This window comes from Saprospiraceae bacterium, from assembly GCA_026129545.1.
Classification (GTDB): Bacteria; Bacteroidota; Bacteroidia; order Chitinophagales; family Saprospiraceae; genus M3007.
Genome location: JAHCHX010000001.1, coordinates 2,505,230 through 2,519,803, shown reverse-complemented (window position 1 = coordinate 2,519,803; position 14,574 = coordinate 2,505,230). Strand labels below are relative to the sequence as shown.

The following is a 14,574-nucleotide window of genomic DNA, read 5'->3' as shown; positions in this document are numbered from 1 at the left end:
AAACCCACTCAAACCAGTCCGAACTATTTCCCATGCAACTCGACAGTTTTGAAGTCATTGGCGGCCAGCCGCTCAAAGGAGAATTGCAGCCGCAAGGTGCCAAAAACGAAGCCCTGCAAGTCATCAGCGCCGTGCTGCTCACCGACGACCCAGTCACCATCGCCAACGTGCCCGACATACTCGACGTGAACAAACTCATCGAGCTCCTGCGCGGCCTCGGCGTCACGGTGGAGCGCCTCGCGCCCGATACTTGGCGCTTTTGCGCCGGCACGGTGGACATCGCCTACCTGCGTTCCGACGCATTTATGAAAGATGCTGGACGACTGCGCGGCTCGGTCATGCTTATTGGCCCACTGCTCGCGCGGTTCGGACGCGCCACCCTGCCCAAGCCCGGCGGCGACAAAATCGGCCGACGACGCCTCGACACACACTTTTTGGGTTTTCAAAAATTGGGCGCGGAGTTCAAGTACGACGACGAAAAAGACATCTACTACGTGGAGCAACCAAAAGGGGGATTGCAAGGCACCTATATCCTCATGGACGAAATTTCCGTGACGGGCACGGCCAACGTGGTGATGGCGGCTGTTTTGTCGAAAGGCAAAACGACGATTTTCAACGCCGCCTGCGAGCCTTACGTGCAGCAACTTTGCCAAATGTTGGTGCGCATGGGCGCGAAAATCGAAGGCCTCGGCTCGAACCTTTTGCACATCGAAGGCGTGGAACAGCTCGGTGGAACGGAACACCGCTGCCTGCCCGACATGATTGAAATCGGCTCGTTCATCGGCTTGGCCGCCATGACGCAGGGCGACATCACCGTCAAAAACGCAGGCGTGGAGCACCTCGGCATCATCCCCTCCACGTTTGAAAAATTGGGGATTCAAATTGAACGAAAAGGCGACGACCTGCACATCCCCGCTCAAGAGCACTACGAAATCCACACCTTCATAGACGGTTCCATCCTGACAATATACGATGCGCCGTGGCCGGGTTTTACCCCCGATTTGATGTCCATCGTTTTGGTCGTGGCGACCCAAGCCCGGGGCAGCGTGCTAGTGCATCAAAAGATGTTCGAGAGCCGACTTTTCTTCGTGGACAAACTGATTGACATGGGCGCGCAAATCATCCTCTGCGACCCGCACCGCGCCACCGTCATCGGCCTCGACCGCCGCTACCCACTGCGCGGCATCGAAATGACTTCGCCCGACATCCGCGCGGGACAGGCGCTTCTGATTGCCGCACTCTCAGCCAAAGGCCGAAGCATCATCCACAACGTGCACCAGATAGATAGAGGGTATCAGCACATTGACGAAAGGTTGAACGCAATTGGGGCGAAGATTCGGCGGGTGTGAGGAATTGACTTTCGATGACGTACTTTCGCAGCACATTGTTTAGCAAATGATTCAACGTCTTACTATCAAGAACTTCAAAAAATTTGAAGAGGTGTCCTTTGAATTAGGCACTCCTTTGGTATTGGTGGGCCCCAACAACTCAGGAAAAACGTCCCTGTTGCAGGCCATTACTCTCCTTGATGTTGGCCTCCGAAAAATCGCCAGCCAGCCTCGCGGAGGGAAACAGAGAACTGGCATTGCTATCAACCGTCGGGATTTGGCATCAATACCTATTCCAACCGCTAAACTTTTATGGTTTCAAAAAAACGTCCGACAACACGAAAGGGAAAACGGCGGGGGGCTGACAAAAACCAAGAATATTCTAATTGAAATTGTTGCTGAAGGTTTTTCTCAGGGTAAGTCTTGGACAGTTGGGCTGGAATTCGACTATGCAAACGATGAGTCCTTTTATGTTCGACTCCTAAGAAAAGATGAAAAAGGTGAAGAACGCCACAGCCTCCCTCCGGAGGCTTTGTTGACACGGGTAGCCTATCTTCAACCTATGTCAGGTTTGGCTTCACAAGAGGACAGACTTACACGAGGGTCGGTTGACCGAAAAATCGGCGAAGGAAAAACAGCTGATGTAATTCGCAACATCTGCTATCAACTCCTGAACCCAGAAACAAGCGAATATTTAGAACCGGAGGAAGCGTTCAGAAAATGGGATGATACTGCTCGGATTTTGAAACAAAAATTTGGACTATCTATTCAAGCACCGGTTTATTACCCAGAGTCAGGTCTTTTGGAAATGAAATATACAGAGAATGGCGTGGAGTATGACTTGACATCTGCTGGGCGAGGGTTTCAACAAACGTTACTTTTATTGTGCTATTTGTTTGCCCACCCTAACAGCACGATTTTGATGGACGAACCCGATGCACATTTGGAAGTTTTGCGCCAACGAGAAATATACCAACTGATATCTGATGTGGCCAATAGCCAAAATTCTCAATTAATCATAGCTTCCCATTCAGAGGTTGTGCTGAGCGAAGCCGCAGCCAAAGGCGACCAAGTGGTAGCTGTGATTGAGCAACAAGCCATACCGTTGATTGACCGCCACATGGTTCAGCAGGTCAGAAAATCGCTAACAGAGATAGGTTGGGAACGCTATTACAAAGCTAAATTGAAAAAGCATATCCTCTTCTTCGAAGGTGAGACTGACGACCTGATATTGCAGGCTTTTGCCAAGATACTGGGCCACCCGCTCTATGAATTGCTACCGACAGCAAATGTTGATTATTTAGGCAGCAATCAACCAAACGAAGCATTCAAACGCTTTGCCGCACTCAAAGTAGTCGTTCCCGATTTGAAAGGTGTTGCACTTTTCGACAATCTCTACGGCAAGCAGACAAGCCCTGACTCTCTCGTGCCAGTACTTCAATGGCAGCGCTGCGAGGTCGAAAATTATTTTTTGACCCCTGAACTGATGTTGCGCTGGGCAGGACTTAATCGAGATTTGTTTAGTGCGGCGAGTATTGCACAGATGCAACAAGCGATAGAAAACTTGACTGCACCCATTTATTTGAGCAATCGTTCCCATGAGTGGTGGTCCAGAGATCCGCGCTCAACATGGGGTGAAGACGTATTTCGAGAATATTTTGAAAAAAGGCATGAGCCTATGATGATGAGAAAGGGCACTTTTCATCACTTAATTGATTTATTAGAACCTGCGGATGTTGAACCTGAAATTATCGAAAAATTGGATACAATTCTTCAAGTTTTTAAGTAATATCAGCACGCGATTGGGGCGAAGATTCGGCGGGTGTAGATTGATAGCAGCTGAAAACCTGTGCTATTCATGTGATGGTTCGAAGTCAAGACATGAATAAGCGTTCGAACACCAAGGCTCCAACATTTCAGCCCATGATTCGCGTTTCACCGCATTTGACATAAAAACTACAGAAAAAAGGATGATTGGGAACATAAAAAATACTGCATTGCGGGCAATGCTGATATTATTGCTTAGCTCTTGCGCAAGTTTAAAAAGCGGAAAAATCAACTCTCCGTTCGATAAGAGCAATTGCAACCAACAGGTCACGCCGCCCTACGCCAAAGCCGACCTTCCAAAGCCCATTCACGAAATAGAAATTGACACGGCCATTGCAAGCCGCTTTTCGTTTCACGCATTGAACACCGCAAACGCAATCGGAGTGCTCAATCTGTTGACAACGTTTGTAAACCTCCGAAAACAATATGAACAAAACCCAACCATCGAACAACGAATCGAAATCGCCGAACTGTCCCGCAAAATCAACCAAAGAATAATAATTTCCTCGCTTGAAATTTCGGCAGTCGCTTCCGAAATGGACTGCGAGGAAGAACGAGCCGACCAAATCGCAACTTACTTGAAAAGCAAGGAAGATGACGCGGAAACCAAGCTGACGGTCGGGGCCATCATCGTGGGCGCGACGGGGGCCATCGTGGCAGGGGCTTTATTGGCAAGCGGCGACGACAGCAATGCGCCAGAGTTCATAGGGATAGGTGCAGGCTTGATAGAGGCCGCGTTGGGTCTGTCCATTCTTGCCAACAAAAGAAAAGTCGAGTTTTATCATCCAAGAAATGCGCTGAGGGACATTTGGGCGGCACCCGACGTTTCGGAAATTTTCCCGGCATCGGTTTGGTATTACCTCACCTACGAAAACCCCGGCCAAGCATACAAGTCGGTCAGGCAACAACTCGTTGATAAGTGGGTGAGTTTTGGACAAATTGCCGACACCAGGGAAAAAGACAAGGAAAAAGTACACGCTTTGTTCTTTGGCGATGGCGGCCAATACACAGCCGACCAGCTGACCAACAGAGCCAACATGCACGACCAGATTGAGGCACACATCAATCTGATGAAACAAAATCTCAAACTATTGGCGGTAGAGTTTGAGAAAATGCACAACGAATAACATAGGCGGCGGCGATGGGAATGCCCTTTGTTTATCGCCCCTCCCGCAACGCCGCTGCGTAAGCATTCGGCAAAGGACTTTCCTCCACCGCACGAGCCGCTTTTTCCACGTCATAATCGAAACGGGCGAACGTCACGCGGATGCCATCGGCTCGCTTCAGGCTGCTGTGTTCGTCCAACTCGAGCACCACATAGCCTCCTCGAGGGTCGCCATCCTTGGGCTTGCCCACCGAGCCGATGTTGATGGCATGGCGAAAACGCGGCTCAGCATCCGTGACAGCGTTCAGCACGCGGTGATATGGCTTGTGCGTGTGGCCGAAGCAAAGCACATCGGCATTCGCTCCTTCCAAAATGCGCAATAGGCTCGCCTCCTCGCGGTCTTCAAACAGGTATTCATTGATTTTGCGCGGGCTGCCGTGCACGAGCAGCAGCGAAATAGGCTCGCCGTCCTGCATCTCCAATTCGACGCGAATATGCTTGGGCAATTCCCGCAAATACTGGCGTTCGTTGGGCTGCACGATTTGGTTGGTAAATGAAATGGACACCGCGCCATTGGCTTTTTCCGCCTCGGTTTTGTACGCGCAGCCACAGTCGTCGCTTGCCCGGCCAATGCCATAATCGTAGTTGCCGGCAATGGTCGGTATGCCTCGGCGACGAATTTCACGAATGACCTCGTTGGGCCAGATGTTGTAGCCCACCAAATCGCCAAGGCAGAAAATCTGGTCGGGCTGGTGTTTTTCCACATCCTCAAAAAAAGCCTCAAGGGCCGGAAGGTTGGCGTGGATGTCGGAGAAAAGCGCGATTTTCATAGAAAAAGGTGGTCAATAAGGGCGTGTTTATTGTTGCGAAGGGATGCCTCTCTGTCAGGTGCCGTATTTCAAAATCAATGAAATCTGCCCACTATGCCAAGCCGTGTGTGTGCAAATCCGTGCCAGTGCCTCGGCCTTCGTCTTTCGACCGAACTCTTTTGTTTCGATGTAATACTCCCAATCCGTGTCGCTTTGTTTTTCAAGCGCGGCACGCAACACCCGATGAGCCTCCTCCAAATGCGCGAGCAAGGCATCCAAATCCGTGAACTGTCCGTGAGTTCTGGCCAAAGGCCCGACGGTAGAGGCCCGCACCGCGATAGGCTCGCCAAACACATTTTTGGCAAAAAGTTGCTCCACTTCGCCGATGTGTCGAAGCAGCCAACCCAGCGAATTGGAATTGGGGTGCAACCGTCGCGTCAAATCCGCCGGCGCGATGTTGGGCAACTGATTGGTCAGCCGTGTGCGCCCCTCTTCCCAGAGAGCAAGCATGAGTTCAGTCTTGGTCATCATTATGTTTCGATGAGGATGCCTCGCAAGCAAATCCTTACAGGAAGCGCCACTTCATGAGTTCCTACACTGCATGGTTGGGCCTGCCGAAAACAATGCTTGCGAGCCATCCTCAAATCGCTTGATTTAGCAACAGCCGCTACCCGGCGCACAGCAGGCACTGCCTGCCTCGGCGGCCAGATGGCGCATCTCGACTTTGCGCTTTTCCGCCCGGGCCATTTTTTGGGTAGGGTCGCCACCCGGCTTTTCAGCAAAAACCGTGACGCTGAAAATGCCTGTTTTGGACGCGACAAAGGTCTTCAATTCTTCTTCCGAAAGGTACTCGCGCAGGATTTCGTCGGGAATCAAAATCGGCTTTTGCTTTTGCACACTCAAGTTTTCAAAACCCGTTTGGCGAATGATGTTGAGGTATTCGTCTCGTTGGATGGCTCCCGAAACACACCCCGCGTACATCTCGGCGGCGTTGCGCAGCACGTCGGGCAATTCGCCCACAAGCACCACGTCGGAGATGCTGAAATGCCCGCCGGGACGCAACACGCGCCGTATTTCACCAAACACTTTGGGCTTGTCCGGCACGAGATTGAGCACACAGTTGCTCACCACCACGTCCACAGAGTTGTCGGACACCGGCAGGTCTTCAATGTCGCCTTGCCGGAATTCCACATTGTGAAAGCCTCTTTTTTCGGCGTTTTCTCGGGCTTTCTTTATCATGGCTGGCGTGAAATCCACCCCGATGACTTTGCCCGTAGGCCCGGCCTCGGCCCTTGCCACGAAGCAGTCGTTGCCCGCGCCGGAGCCGAGGTCGAGCACCACATCGCCTGCTTGGATTTGGGCAAATTGGGTGGGCAGGCCACAGCCGAGGCCCAAGTCGGCATCGGGATTGTAGCCTTCGAGGTCGGTGTAAGAATCCGACATGATGTTGTAGGTGCCGGGCGTTCCGACACCACAGCAGGAGTTGGCATTGGTGGTTTTGTCCTGCAAGGCAATTTCCGAGTATTTTTCCCGGACGATGGACTTAATCTGTTCTGCGGTTTGCATAGCGTAAAAATTTTAGTTGTGGATGAAAGCAATGGAGATGTGGCAATCGGGGGGGCTTATCGTAGAAAGACGATGGTTTTGGCTAAAAAAATAGCCCATCATGCTTCAGCAGCATGGTGAGCCAGCGGTGTGGAGGAAAAATGATTTCAATATCTGCTCAAATTTTTGGAAGGTCTGGCGGTTGATGCAGTAACAGGATTTCGCCCCGTCCACCGTGCCTTGAATTAGGCCGGCTTGTTGCAATTCTTTGAGGTGTTGCGACACGGTGCTTTGTGCCAAGGGCAACACTTCCACGATTTCGCCGCAGATGCAAGTTTGCCGCCGTGCTAGTTCTTTCAAAATAGCAATTCGCGCTGGGTGGGCGAGTGCTTTGGCGAGTGCCGCGAGCTCCTGTTCGTCGCGCCCGAAGGCTTCTTTTTTAGTGGTGGCCATGTTCGGTTCGGTTCATTTTCATCGCAAAAGTACGATGAACTTTTTGGAAGCCAAATTTTCGAGAAAAAATTTTATCGTTTTTTTACGATTAAACCATTCTCTGCAATCACAACCCCTCATTCCCAAGCGCCTTCATCATCGCTTCCGCCTTCAACAAACACTCCGCATATTCATCTTCCGGCACCGAATCGTACACGATGGCACCGCCCACCTGTGCGGACACATATCGAGCGGCGGCGTTGTAGAGGATGCTGCGAATCACCACGTTGAAATCAAAATCGCCCGCCGGGTCGAAGTAGCCCACTGCGCCAGAATATAGTCCGCGCCGGGTGTTTTCGGAACGCTCAATCAGTTCCATCGCCATCACTTTTGGTGCGCCGGTCATGCTGCCGGGGGGGAAAGCGTCGCGGAGGGCATTGAGGGCATTAGAGTTATTAGAGTCATTAAGGTCATTGGGGTCATTGGGGGCATTGGGGTTATTGGGGTCATTAAGGTCATTGGGGTCATTAAGGTCATTGGGGTCATTGGGGTCATTGGGGTCATTGGGGTCATTTAAAAAATTACTTTTAATGACTTCTAATGACTTCAACGTCCCTGTAATTGTAGAAATCATCTGGTGCACCGTCTCGAAGGTGTAAATGCCGAAGAGTTCTTCCACCCGCACCGAGCCGGGCACGCAGTTGCGCGCCAAATCGTTGCGCACCAAATCCACAATCATCACGTTTTCGGCGCGGTCTTTTTCACTATTCAGCAACTCCTGCCGAATCCTGTCATCCTCGCCAGCGGATCTGCCGCGTTTTCGCGTCCCTTTTATGGGCTGCGAAATCACTTTCCGCCCTTCTTTTTTCAAAAAACGCTCCGGGCTGGCGGAAAGCAGGTATCGGTCGCGCCAGCGCATGAACGTCGAAAACGGCGCTTTGCCAATCGCGTTGAGCCGTTCAAAAACCGCCACCGGGTCGAGCGCGGCATTTTCAGCAAAAAACTCCTGACACAAGTTCATTTCGTACAAATCGCCCTCCACGATGTGTTGGCGAATAGCCTCGACTTTTTGCAAATACTCGGCCTTTGACATTCGTGGCATCAATTGAATTTCTGCATTTTTCTCTTCCGTCAAGCTGCCGGCATCTGGCTCTGCCATTTTTATTTCCTCAAAAACCGCTTTCGGCAATCGCCCGATGGTCTGGATTTCAATGTGGTTTTCCCGAATGCCGATGACGATTTCAGGCTGGAAAAAACCCAAATCCGGCAGTCCGATGCCGTCGAAATTTTGGGAAGACAGTCGCTCCACCTCGTTTTTTAAATCGTAGCCGAAAAAACCGAAAAGCCAATCCCCTCCCCCTTTGCCATCGCGTAAGAAACTCTGCAAGGATTTCAGTTGCTCAAAAGATTGTCCCGCATTTGCTTCCAAAAAAGTTACCGCTCCAGCGGCGGCGAGACATTCCCAACCGCCTGTGGTCAGGCGGTGACTTGAAGTCACCGCCTGACTGTGGCCGTTGCTGTCGAGATACACCGCCAATTCATGCCCCGCTGCCCAGTGAAGCAGTTGTTTTTTCCAAAAAGCAAGGTCGTCGAGTGGGAAAAAAGCGGTTTGTCGCATTCAATGTATTGCGGAACGCTGTTCCGCACCGGTATAAGTTTAAGGGAACGGTTGGTCGTAAGTTCATGCCTGCGGAACAACGTACCGCAATGCAAGCCCCGCTGGCCAATCCAGCGTCGCAGCTTCTTCTTGCGAAACTTTCCAAAGCAGTGCCTTTATTTTCAAGAACGTATCTTTCACCTCACTCTGGCGGATGCCGATTTCGAGCAGGCCGCGCTCGCCGTATTCCTCTCTGAGGATGTTGATGTCGAGTTTTTTAAGGGCATTCATCACGTCGGGCATGAGCGCGTAGTCGAAGTCGAGCACGAAGGTGTCTTTCACAATTTTTTCCACAATCGCCGCGCTGCGCAAAGCCTCGGCGGCAGCTTCGCGGTAGGCATTGATGAGGCCCGAAGTGCCGAGCAAGGTGCCGCCGAAATAACGCACCACCACGACCACCACTTCCGTCAGCCCGAATGCGTCAATCTGCCCCAGAATGGGTCGCCCGGCTGTGCCGCTGGGTTCGCCGTCGTCGTTGGCGCGGAAGTGGCTGCCGTCGGGCGACAGCCGCCATGCGAAGCAGTGGTGTCGCGCCTTGAAGTGTTCCTTGCGCAGCGCCTCCACATGCGCCAGCGCCTCTGCCTCGCTGCTCGTCGGCCATGCGTAAGCGATGAATTTGCTGCCCCGGTCTTTGAATTCGCCGGTAGCGGGAGCCGCAAGGGTGTGGTAGTGGTCTGTCATGGCAGCGAGAAAGCTATTGGCGAGAGGATAGAGGCAAAAGAATCAAACAGATTTTAACTTTCTTCTTTTTTAAGAAATTCGAGCAGCTTGACAAGGTCGTCCGCTATCTCGCCGCGCATTTTTTTCAGTTCATCAGGATGAACACCAATAGAATTGGGGCCCATCGCCACACTGCACATGCCTTGGATTTTCAGGGCTCCTGTTCTTGCCGAGGGGATTCTTGCAAGACTTCGAGCAGCTGACAGGAAGGAGTCAAAATTACCTTGAGCAATGAATCGCTCTGCTTCGGCAACGGCAGTATTTTTATCTTCGTATACCCCATTCAATACTTCTTTGGCATCCATGGGTTCAAACTTGCCCCCTTGTTGGCAGATGAGTTTCGTGTTGTGTTTAGCGTACTGGATTACATCGAGCAAGAGGAATTCAGTGGGCTTTTTAGCGTTTTTGCAATCTTCACATGGGCAGAGGATGAATTCTTTTTCTTCTAAACCTTTGAAGGCTTGCTTAACCTCTTTCAAATGGGCTTGGATGTCCAAAAGCCTTATTTTTTTCCCCTGCCCTGCGATGCGAATACTTATTTCTCTGGTAATTTGATTTTCAATGACTTCGGCCATGGTGCCTTCCTCCCAACGAAGTACAACGCCGTCACGCCAGACGTAATCCTGATAGATGTGGGGGCTCATTTTGGCGATGAACTGTGTGACAATACCGCTTGGCATGAACTCGTATTTATATCGGTACTGAATCAGGCCTTCAGAGGGAAAACCTGCATAGTATTTGGACTCTGGGGCAAGTAATTGAGGGGCGATGTAGGTGTCGCTCATGCCATGTACGCGATAACAAATGCCAAATTGCTCCATGATGGCAAGCAGATTCCGCTCGTGGCCGCGATATCTTTCGCCCGACCAGATTTCTGAAAGCCTATCTTCAGTAAAATGCCCTTGCTGTCGTTGGATAAAATCTTTGTCCAGTGCCTTGTAGACAGCACTAGTGAACCATTCGTTATTCAGAATAATCAAATCTTCGAGCCACTTGATGTTGGGAAAATGTAAAACAATGCCCAGACGGTGAAATGTACTCAAAAGGGTTTCCATTTGGGATTGGTCTTTGACTCCGTTTTGTTCGCAAATTTCTTTGAATTTAGATTTTTTGATATGGTCATCAGATATCTCTCGAAGCGCTTTTCGCACTTTTACCCAATTGGCGGGCAGTTCTCGGCCAAGCACGTCGAGTTTGCAAAATTCTGTCTGAATCCTCGATATTAAATTTCTAAAACGTTCATCGTTCTGAGCAAAATCGACGTCTATCGGTTCTCGAATAAGGTTCTTAAACGGCTCGAATATTCTGTTTTCTAGGGAAATCGTTCGCTGGGCACCTTCTCTGGCATTGAAAACTGTAAGTATCGGGCAACTTTCGCCTGTGCGAAGCGTGACGGCATTTAGCCAGTAAATAAAGGTGGAGGCAACTGTTTCTTTGTCTTCTTTACGATTGCTGCTGAGCAGAACATAAAGAGTGTCTTCTGTAAGGAAAAGTTGATGGGTCGTATAATAAAGTTCTTGGCCGCCGAAGTCCCAAATGTGGGCAATCATGTCCTTTTCTTCGCCTTTTCCTTTCACACGACCTTTAAACGGATACTCTTCGATGAGGATACCTTCGGTGCGCTTGTCGGTTTCGTTGGGAACGCGATGGTCGGGATTTCTAAGCTTGCGGACCAAAGTGGTTTTTCCAGCTTCTCCTGCTCCGACGATGACAATTTTGGCTTCGTACAGATAATCAATTCCTTGCGCAGATGAGGCGGACAAAAAGTCCATCAATTGCTTCCGCCCCCCTAAAATTATCTCAAAGCCTGGGCTTTTAAATGGAATGCTTTGGTCAATAACGATGCAATTACGCATGATGCCATGGTCCACCTCCTTGATTTCCATCCCTTTTTCGAGCAGCGGCAAAAGCGGACGAACATCCCTGATTTTGGTCTTTCGCAAATCGAGCAGCAGCAGATTGGGCATTTCCAATTTGGGCAGCCGGGTAATGTTTGTCTCCTGCAAATCCAGCATCTGCAAGTCTTTAAATCCGGCCAAAATATCTACCGAGCGGTCGTCAATTTTGGTGCGCTTCGCGTCCAATCGGGTTAGTTTTTTAAAACCTCTGATAGGTTGAAGCGAAGAAACTTCTGTCTGATTGATGACCAATTGTTGCAAACTGCCGGCAATCCAAATCTGCGGCAAATCTTTTACCCTAGTATTGTAGGCCTGCAAAACTTCCAGATTGCTCAGATTGGCGATAGGGTCAAGGCTTCTTACATAAGTGTGGTGACAAAGTAAATGGCGAAGTTGTTCCATCTTGTTCAAAGCACTCAAATCTTCCACGCTCGTATTGGAAATGTCCAATTCTTCAATACTCGTCAAACCGGCGAGATTCGTCAAATCCTTCAGCCCCCAACGACCTTCCGCACCTCCGGCGAGCACCAAACGCTTCAATTTCGGAAATGAACTGCCAAACCAAGACGGAATGGAATTTATCTTATTTGCTGTTCCTGAAACAATAGAGCGTTCGGCTATCCAGCGATTGTTTTGATGATTATCTTTATCCTCGTGCCAAGTTTGAAATTCCGAAGAAAAAGTAAGAACCTCAAGGTTCCTTAATTCTTTTATTTCTTCAGGAATTTCGACAAGACCCAAATTCCCCAAATCAAGCCGCGCAAGATTGTTTTTTTTATAGTGTTTGATGACTTCTGCAAGGGTGGTCCGCATACTTCAAAAGGTTTTGTTTTTAACAGGCAATAAATGCAATGCGGCAAATGTGCGGCAAATTTTTTCAAAAGTCACACCACTTATACGGAAGCGGTATTTTTGCCGAAACTGCTCGATTCAATGAATTCCACCACTTTCCAAGCCGCCATTCGCGCCGGCATCCCCGCCCAACTGCCCCCCAAAAAAGAACTTGACCCCACCGTCAGCCACGCGCCGCGCCGCGTCGTGGAAGGCGTTTTGTCGGAAAAAGAAAAAGTGCTGGCCGTGCAAAACGCCCTGCGATACTTCCCCCCGCACTGGCACCGCGAACTGGCGGCAGAGTTCGCCGAAGAACTCGCTCGCTACGGACGCATCTATATGCACCGTCTTCGGCCCGACTACGCGATGTATGCGCGACCCATCGCCGAATACCCTTGCCAATCGCAGCAAGCCGCCGCCATCATGCTGATGATTCAAAACAACCTCGACCCCAAAGTCGCCAAACACCCCCACGAACTCATCACCTACGGCGGCAACGGCGCGGTGTTCCAAAACTGGGCGCAATACCTCCTGACCATGCGCTACCTGTCGGAAATGACCGACCAGCAGACGTTGGTGATGTATTCCGGCCACCCAATGGGACTTTTTCCCAGCCACCCCGACGCGCCGCGCGTGGTGGTGACCAACGGCATGATGATTCCGAATTACTCGAAAAAAGAAGATTGGAACAAATACAACGCGCTCGGCGTGACGCAGTACGGCCAAATGACCGCCGGCTCTTACATGTACATCGGGCCGCAAGGCATCGTGCATGGCACCACGATTACGCTGCTCAACGCGGGTCGTAAAATGGGTCTGGGCGACGACGACTTGCGCGGCAAAGTGTTCGTCACCAGCGGTTTGGGCGGCATGTCGGGCGCACAGGCGCTGGCGGGAGTCATCACAGGCTCGGTCACGGTCATCGCCGAAGTGGACGGCGACGCGGTGCAGCAGCGCCTCACCGACGGCTACATCCAAAGGGAAAATGTCTTCAATGACCTGAATGACCTCATCATCACCCTCGAACGCTGCCGCCGCGACAAGACCGCCGTCGCGCTCATCTATCACGGCAACATCGTTGACCTCTGGGAACGCTTTGTGCGCGACAACATTCGCGTCGAGTTGGGCAGCGACCAGACGAGTTGCCACAATATTCACGACCTCGGTTATTGCCCGGTCGGTTACACTTTCGAAGAAGCCAAACAGTTGTTAATCAAAGACAAAGCAAAATTTCTCGAAGAAGTCCGCGCCACGCTGCGCCGCCACGTCGCGGCCATCAACCTCATGGCCGAGCGCGGCACTTATTTCTGGGATTACGGCAATGCCTTTTTGAAAGAAGCCAGTGAGGCAGGTGCTGATGTTTGGAAAAATCGCGGTGAAGGCATTTTCAAATATCCTTCCTACGTCGAGGACATCATGGGGCCGCTCTGCTTCGATTACGGTTTCGGGCCTTTTCGTTGGGTTTGTTGTTCGGGTTTGCAAGAGGATTTGGACAAAACCGACCAAATCGCAGCGGGTATTTTGGAAAAAATGCTCGCCGAAGCACCCGCCGAGATTCGCGGCCAACTGAACGACAACCTCATCTGGATTCAAAAAGCCAAGCAGCAAATCCCCGTAGTCGGCTCCAAGTCAAGGATTTTGTACGCCGACTCGGAAGGCCGCATCCGCATTGCGCAAGCCATCAACGATGCCATTGCCAGCGGTGAACTGGCCGGGCCGGTGGTGCTGGGCCGCGACCACCACGACGTGAGCGGCACGGATTCGCCCTTCCGCGAAACGGCCAACATCTACGACGGCTCGCGCTTCACGGCGGATATGGCGGTGCAAAACGTCATCGGCGACGCCTTTCGGGGCGCCACGTGGGTGAGCCTGCACAACGGTGGCGGCGTAGGCTGGGGCGAGGTCATCAACGGCGGTTTCGGCATGGTGCTCGATGGCTCGGCGGATTCGGAACGACGGCTGAAATCCATGCTCTTTTGGGACGTGAACAACGGCATCAGTCGTCGCGCTTGGGCACGGAATCCACACGCGCTCAGCACATTGCAACGCACGATGGAGCAGTACTCTGACCTAAAAGTGACGGTGCCGTATCTGGCGGATGAGGCGATGGTGCGAGAGGCGATGGGAAGGGAGAAAGTTTGAGAGGAAGATTTGGTTTGTTAGCTCATGCGAATCACGGGTTGAGGCAAGATGTTGAAAACGTCTGCTATTTGAGTGGTGACTTGAAATCACCGCCTGAATAAGCAATTGAATAGCCTTGTTGCGGTGGAGGGCTTTGAGTGGAGGGGATTGTCATTTTTTCGACTGGCAAGGCAAATTTTGCAATCGAAATCGGGCATATTCGGCGAAAAATGTAACGAAGCCGGTCGGAAAAAGGGCTTTCCCTTCGCCAAAGGCCTCCACCGCAACAAGTCTAATGGAT

The 14,574-nt window shown here is 51.2% G+C and carries 11 protein-coding genes; 4 read left to right on the top strand and 7 right to left on the bottom strand.

The window, feature by feature from the left end; genetic code table 11:
* Nucleotides 1-32 precede the first annotated feature (32 nt).
* From murA to KIS77_09600, 3 genes are all read left to right on the top strand, one after another.
* Nucleotides 33-1,349, top strand: a complete 1,317-nt coding sequence (murA, locus tag KIS77_09610) for a UDP-N-acetylglucosamine 1-carboxyvinyltransferase (protein ID MCW5922590.1) — start codon at nucleotides 33-35, stop codon at nucleotides 1,347-1,349.
* Nucleotides 1,350-1,395: 46 nt separating this feature from the next.
* Nucleotides 1,396-3,117 carry an AAA family ATPase gene (locus KIS77_09605; GenBank protein MCW5922589.1) on the top strand — a complete coding sequence of 574 codons (1,722 nt, stop codon included), beginning with the start codon at nucleotides 1,396-1,398 and terminating at the stop codon, nucleotides 3,115-3,117.
* A gap of 217 nt (nucleotides 3,118-3,334) precedes the next feature.
* Nucleotides 3,335-4,282: a hypothetical protein gene (locus KIS77_09600; protein MCW5922588.1), complete on the top strand. Its 948-nt coding sequence runs from the start codon at nucleotides 3,335-3,337 to the stop codon at nucleotides 4,280-4,282.
* A 31-nt stretch (nucleotides 4,283-4,313) separates the two neighbouring features.
* On the opposite strand, the gene KIS77_09595 is transcribed toward KIS77_09600, so the two are convergent.
* The 7 genes from KIS77_09595 to KIS77_09565 all read right to left on the bottom strand — a co-directional run bounded on the left by KIS77_09595 (nucleotide 4,314) and on the right by KIS77_09565 (nucleotide 12,134).
* A complete protein-coding gene (locus tag KIS77_09595) occupies nucleotides 4,314-5,090 on the bottom strand; it encodes a metallophosphoesterase family protein (GenBank protein MCW5922587.1) in 777 nt (258 codons plus the stop codon).
* Between the two features lie 54 nt (nucleotides 5,091-5,144).
* Complete coding sequence (locus KIS77_09590) at nucleotides 5,145-5,600, bottom strand: DinB family protein (GenBank protein MCW5922586.1); 456 nt, start codon at nucleotides 5,598-5,600, stop codon at nucleotides 5,145-5,147.
* Between the two features lie 123 nt (nucleotides 5,601-5,723).
* The gene (locus tag KIS77_09585; GenBank protein ID MCW5922585.1) at nucleotides 5,724-6,635 is read right to left on the bottom strand and encodes an arsenite methyltransferase; all 912 of its coding nucleotides are present in this window, start codon (nucleotides 6,633-6,635) and stop codon (nucleotides 5,724-5,726) included.
* A 105-nt stretch (nucleotides 6,636-6,740) separates the two neighbouring features.
* Entirely contained in the window at nucleotides 6,741-7,067 is a 327-nt protein-coding gene (locus KIS77_09580) for a winged helix-turn-helix transcriptional regulator (GenBank protein ID MCW5922584.1), read from the bottom strand.
* 106 nt (nucleotides 7,068-7,173) lie between these two features.
* Entirely contained in the window at nucleotides 7,174-8,664 is a 1,491-nt protein-coding gene (locus tag KIS77_09575; protein ID MCW5922583.1) for an anthranilate synthase component I family protein, read from the bottom strand.
* Between the two features lie 63 nt (nucleotides 8,665-8,727).
* Nucleotides 8,728-9,384 carry a YigZ family protein gene (locus KIS77_09570; GenBank protein ID MCW5922582.1) on the bottom strand — a complete coding sequence of 219 codons (657 nt, stop codon included), beginning with the start codon at nucleotides 9,382-9,384 and terminating at the stop codon, nucleotides 8,728-8,730.
* A gap of 53 nt (nucleotides 9,385-9,437) precedes the next feature.
* Nucleotides 9,438-12,134: a hypothetical protein gene (locus KIS77_09565; GenBank protein ID MCW5922581.1), complete on the bottom strand. Its 2,697-nt coding sequence runs from the start codon at nucleotides 12,132-12,134 to the stop codon at nucleotides 9,438-9,440.
* A 33-nt stretch (nucleotides 12,135-12,167) separates the two neighbouring features.
* Here KIS77_09565 and KIS77_09560 point away from each other — a divergent pair, with 33 nt between their 5' ends.
* Nucleotides 12,168-14,294, top strand: coding sequence for a urocanate hydratase (locus KIS77_09560; GenBank protein ID MCW5922580.1), 2,127 nt, complete (start codon nucleotides 12,168-12,170; stop codon nucleotides 14,292-14,294).
* Nucleotides 14,295-14,574 lie beyond the last annotated feature (280 nt).

Bases quoted from the DNA above. Each gene is read 5' to 3' on its own strand.
- KIS77_09565 (MCW5922581.1), bottom strand. From the start codon at position 12,134: ATGCGGACCACCCTTGCAGAAGTCATCAAACACTATAAAAAAAACAAT.
- KIS77_09590 (MCW5922586.1), bottom strand. From the start codon at position 5,600: ATGATGACCAAGACTGAACTCATGCTTGCTCTCTGGGAAGAGGGGCGC.
- KIS77_09585 (MCW5922585.1), bottom strand. From the start codon at position 6,635: ATGCAAACCGCAGAACAGATTAAGTCCATCGTCCGGGAAAAATACTCG.
- murA (MCW5922590.1), top strand. From the start codon at position 33: ATGCAACTCGACAGTTTTGAAGTCATTGGCGGCCAGCCGCTCAAAGGA.
- KIS77_09560 (MCW5922580.1), top strand. From the start codon at position 12,168: ATGCAATGCGGCAAATGTGCGGCAAATTTTTTCAAAAGTCACACCACT.
- KIS77_09605 (MCW5922589.1), top strand. From the start codon at position 1,396: ATGATTCAACGTCTTACTATCAAGAACTTCAAAAAATTTGAAGAGGTG.
- KIS77_09600 (MCW5922588.1), top strand. From the start codon at position 3,335: ATGCTGATATTATTGCTTAGCTCTTGCGCAAGTTTAAAAAGCGGAAAA.
- KIS77_09570 (MCW5922582.1), bottom strand. From the start codon at position 9,384: ATGACAGACCACTACCACACCCTTGCGGCTCCCGCTACCGGCGAATTC.
- KIS77_09595 (MCW5922587.1), bottom strand. From the start codon at position 5,090: ATGAAAATCGCGCTTTTCTCCGACATCCACGCCAACCTTCCGGCCCTT.
- KIS77_09575 (MCW5922583.1), bottom strand. From the start codon at position 8,664: ATGCGACAAACCGCTTTTTTCCCACTCGACGACCTTGCTTTTTGGAAA.
- KIS77_09580 (MCW5922584.1), bottom strand. From the start codon at position 7,067: ATGGCCACCACTAAAAAAGAAGCCTTCGGGCGCGACGAACAGGAGCTC.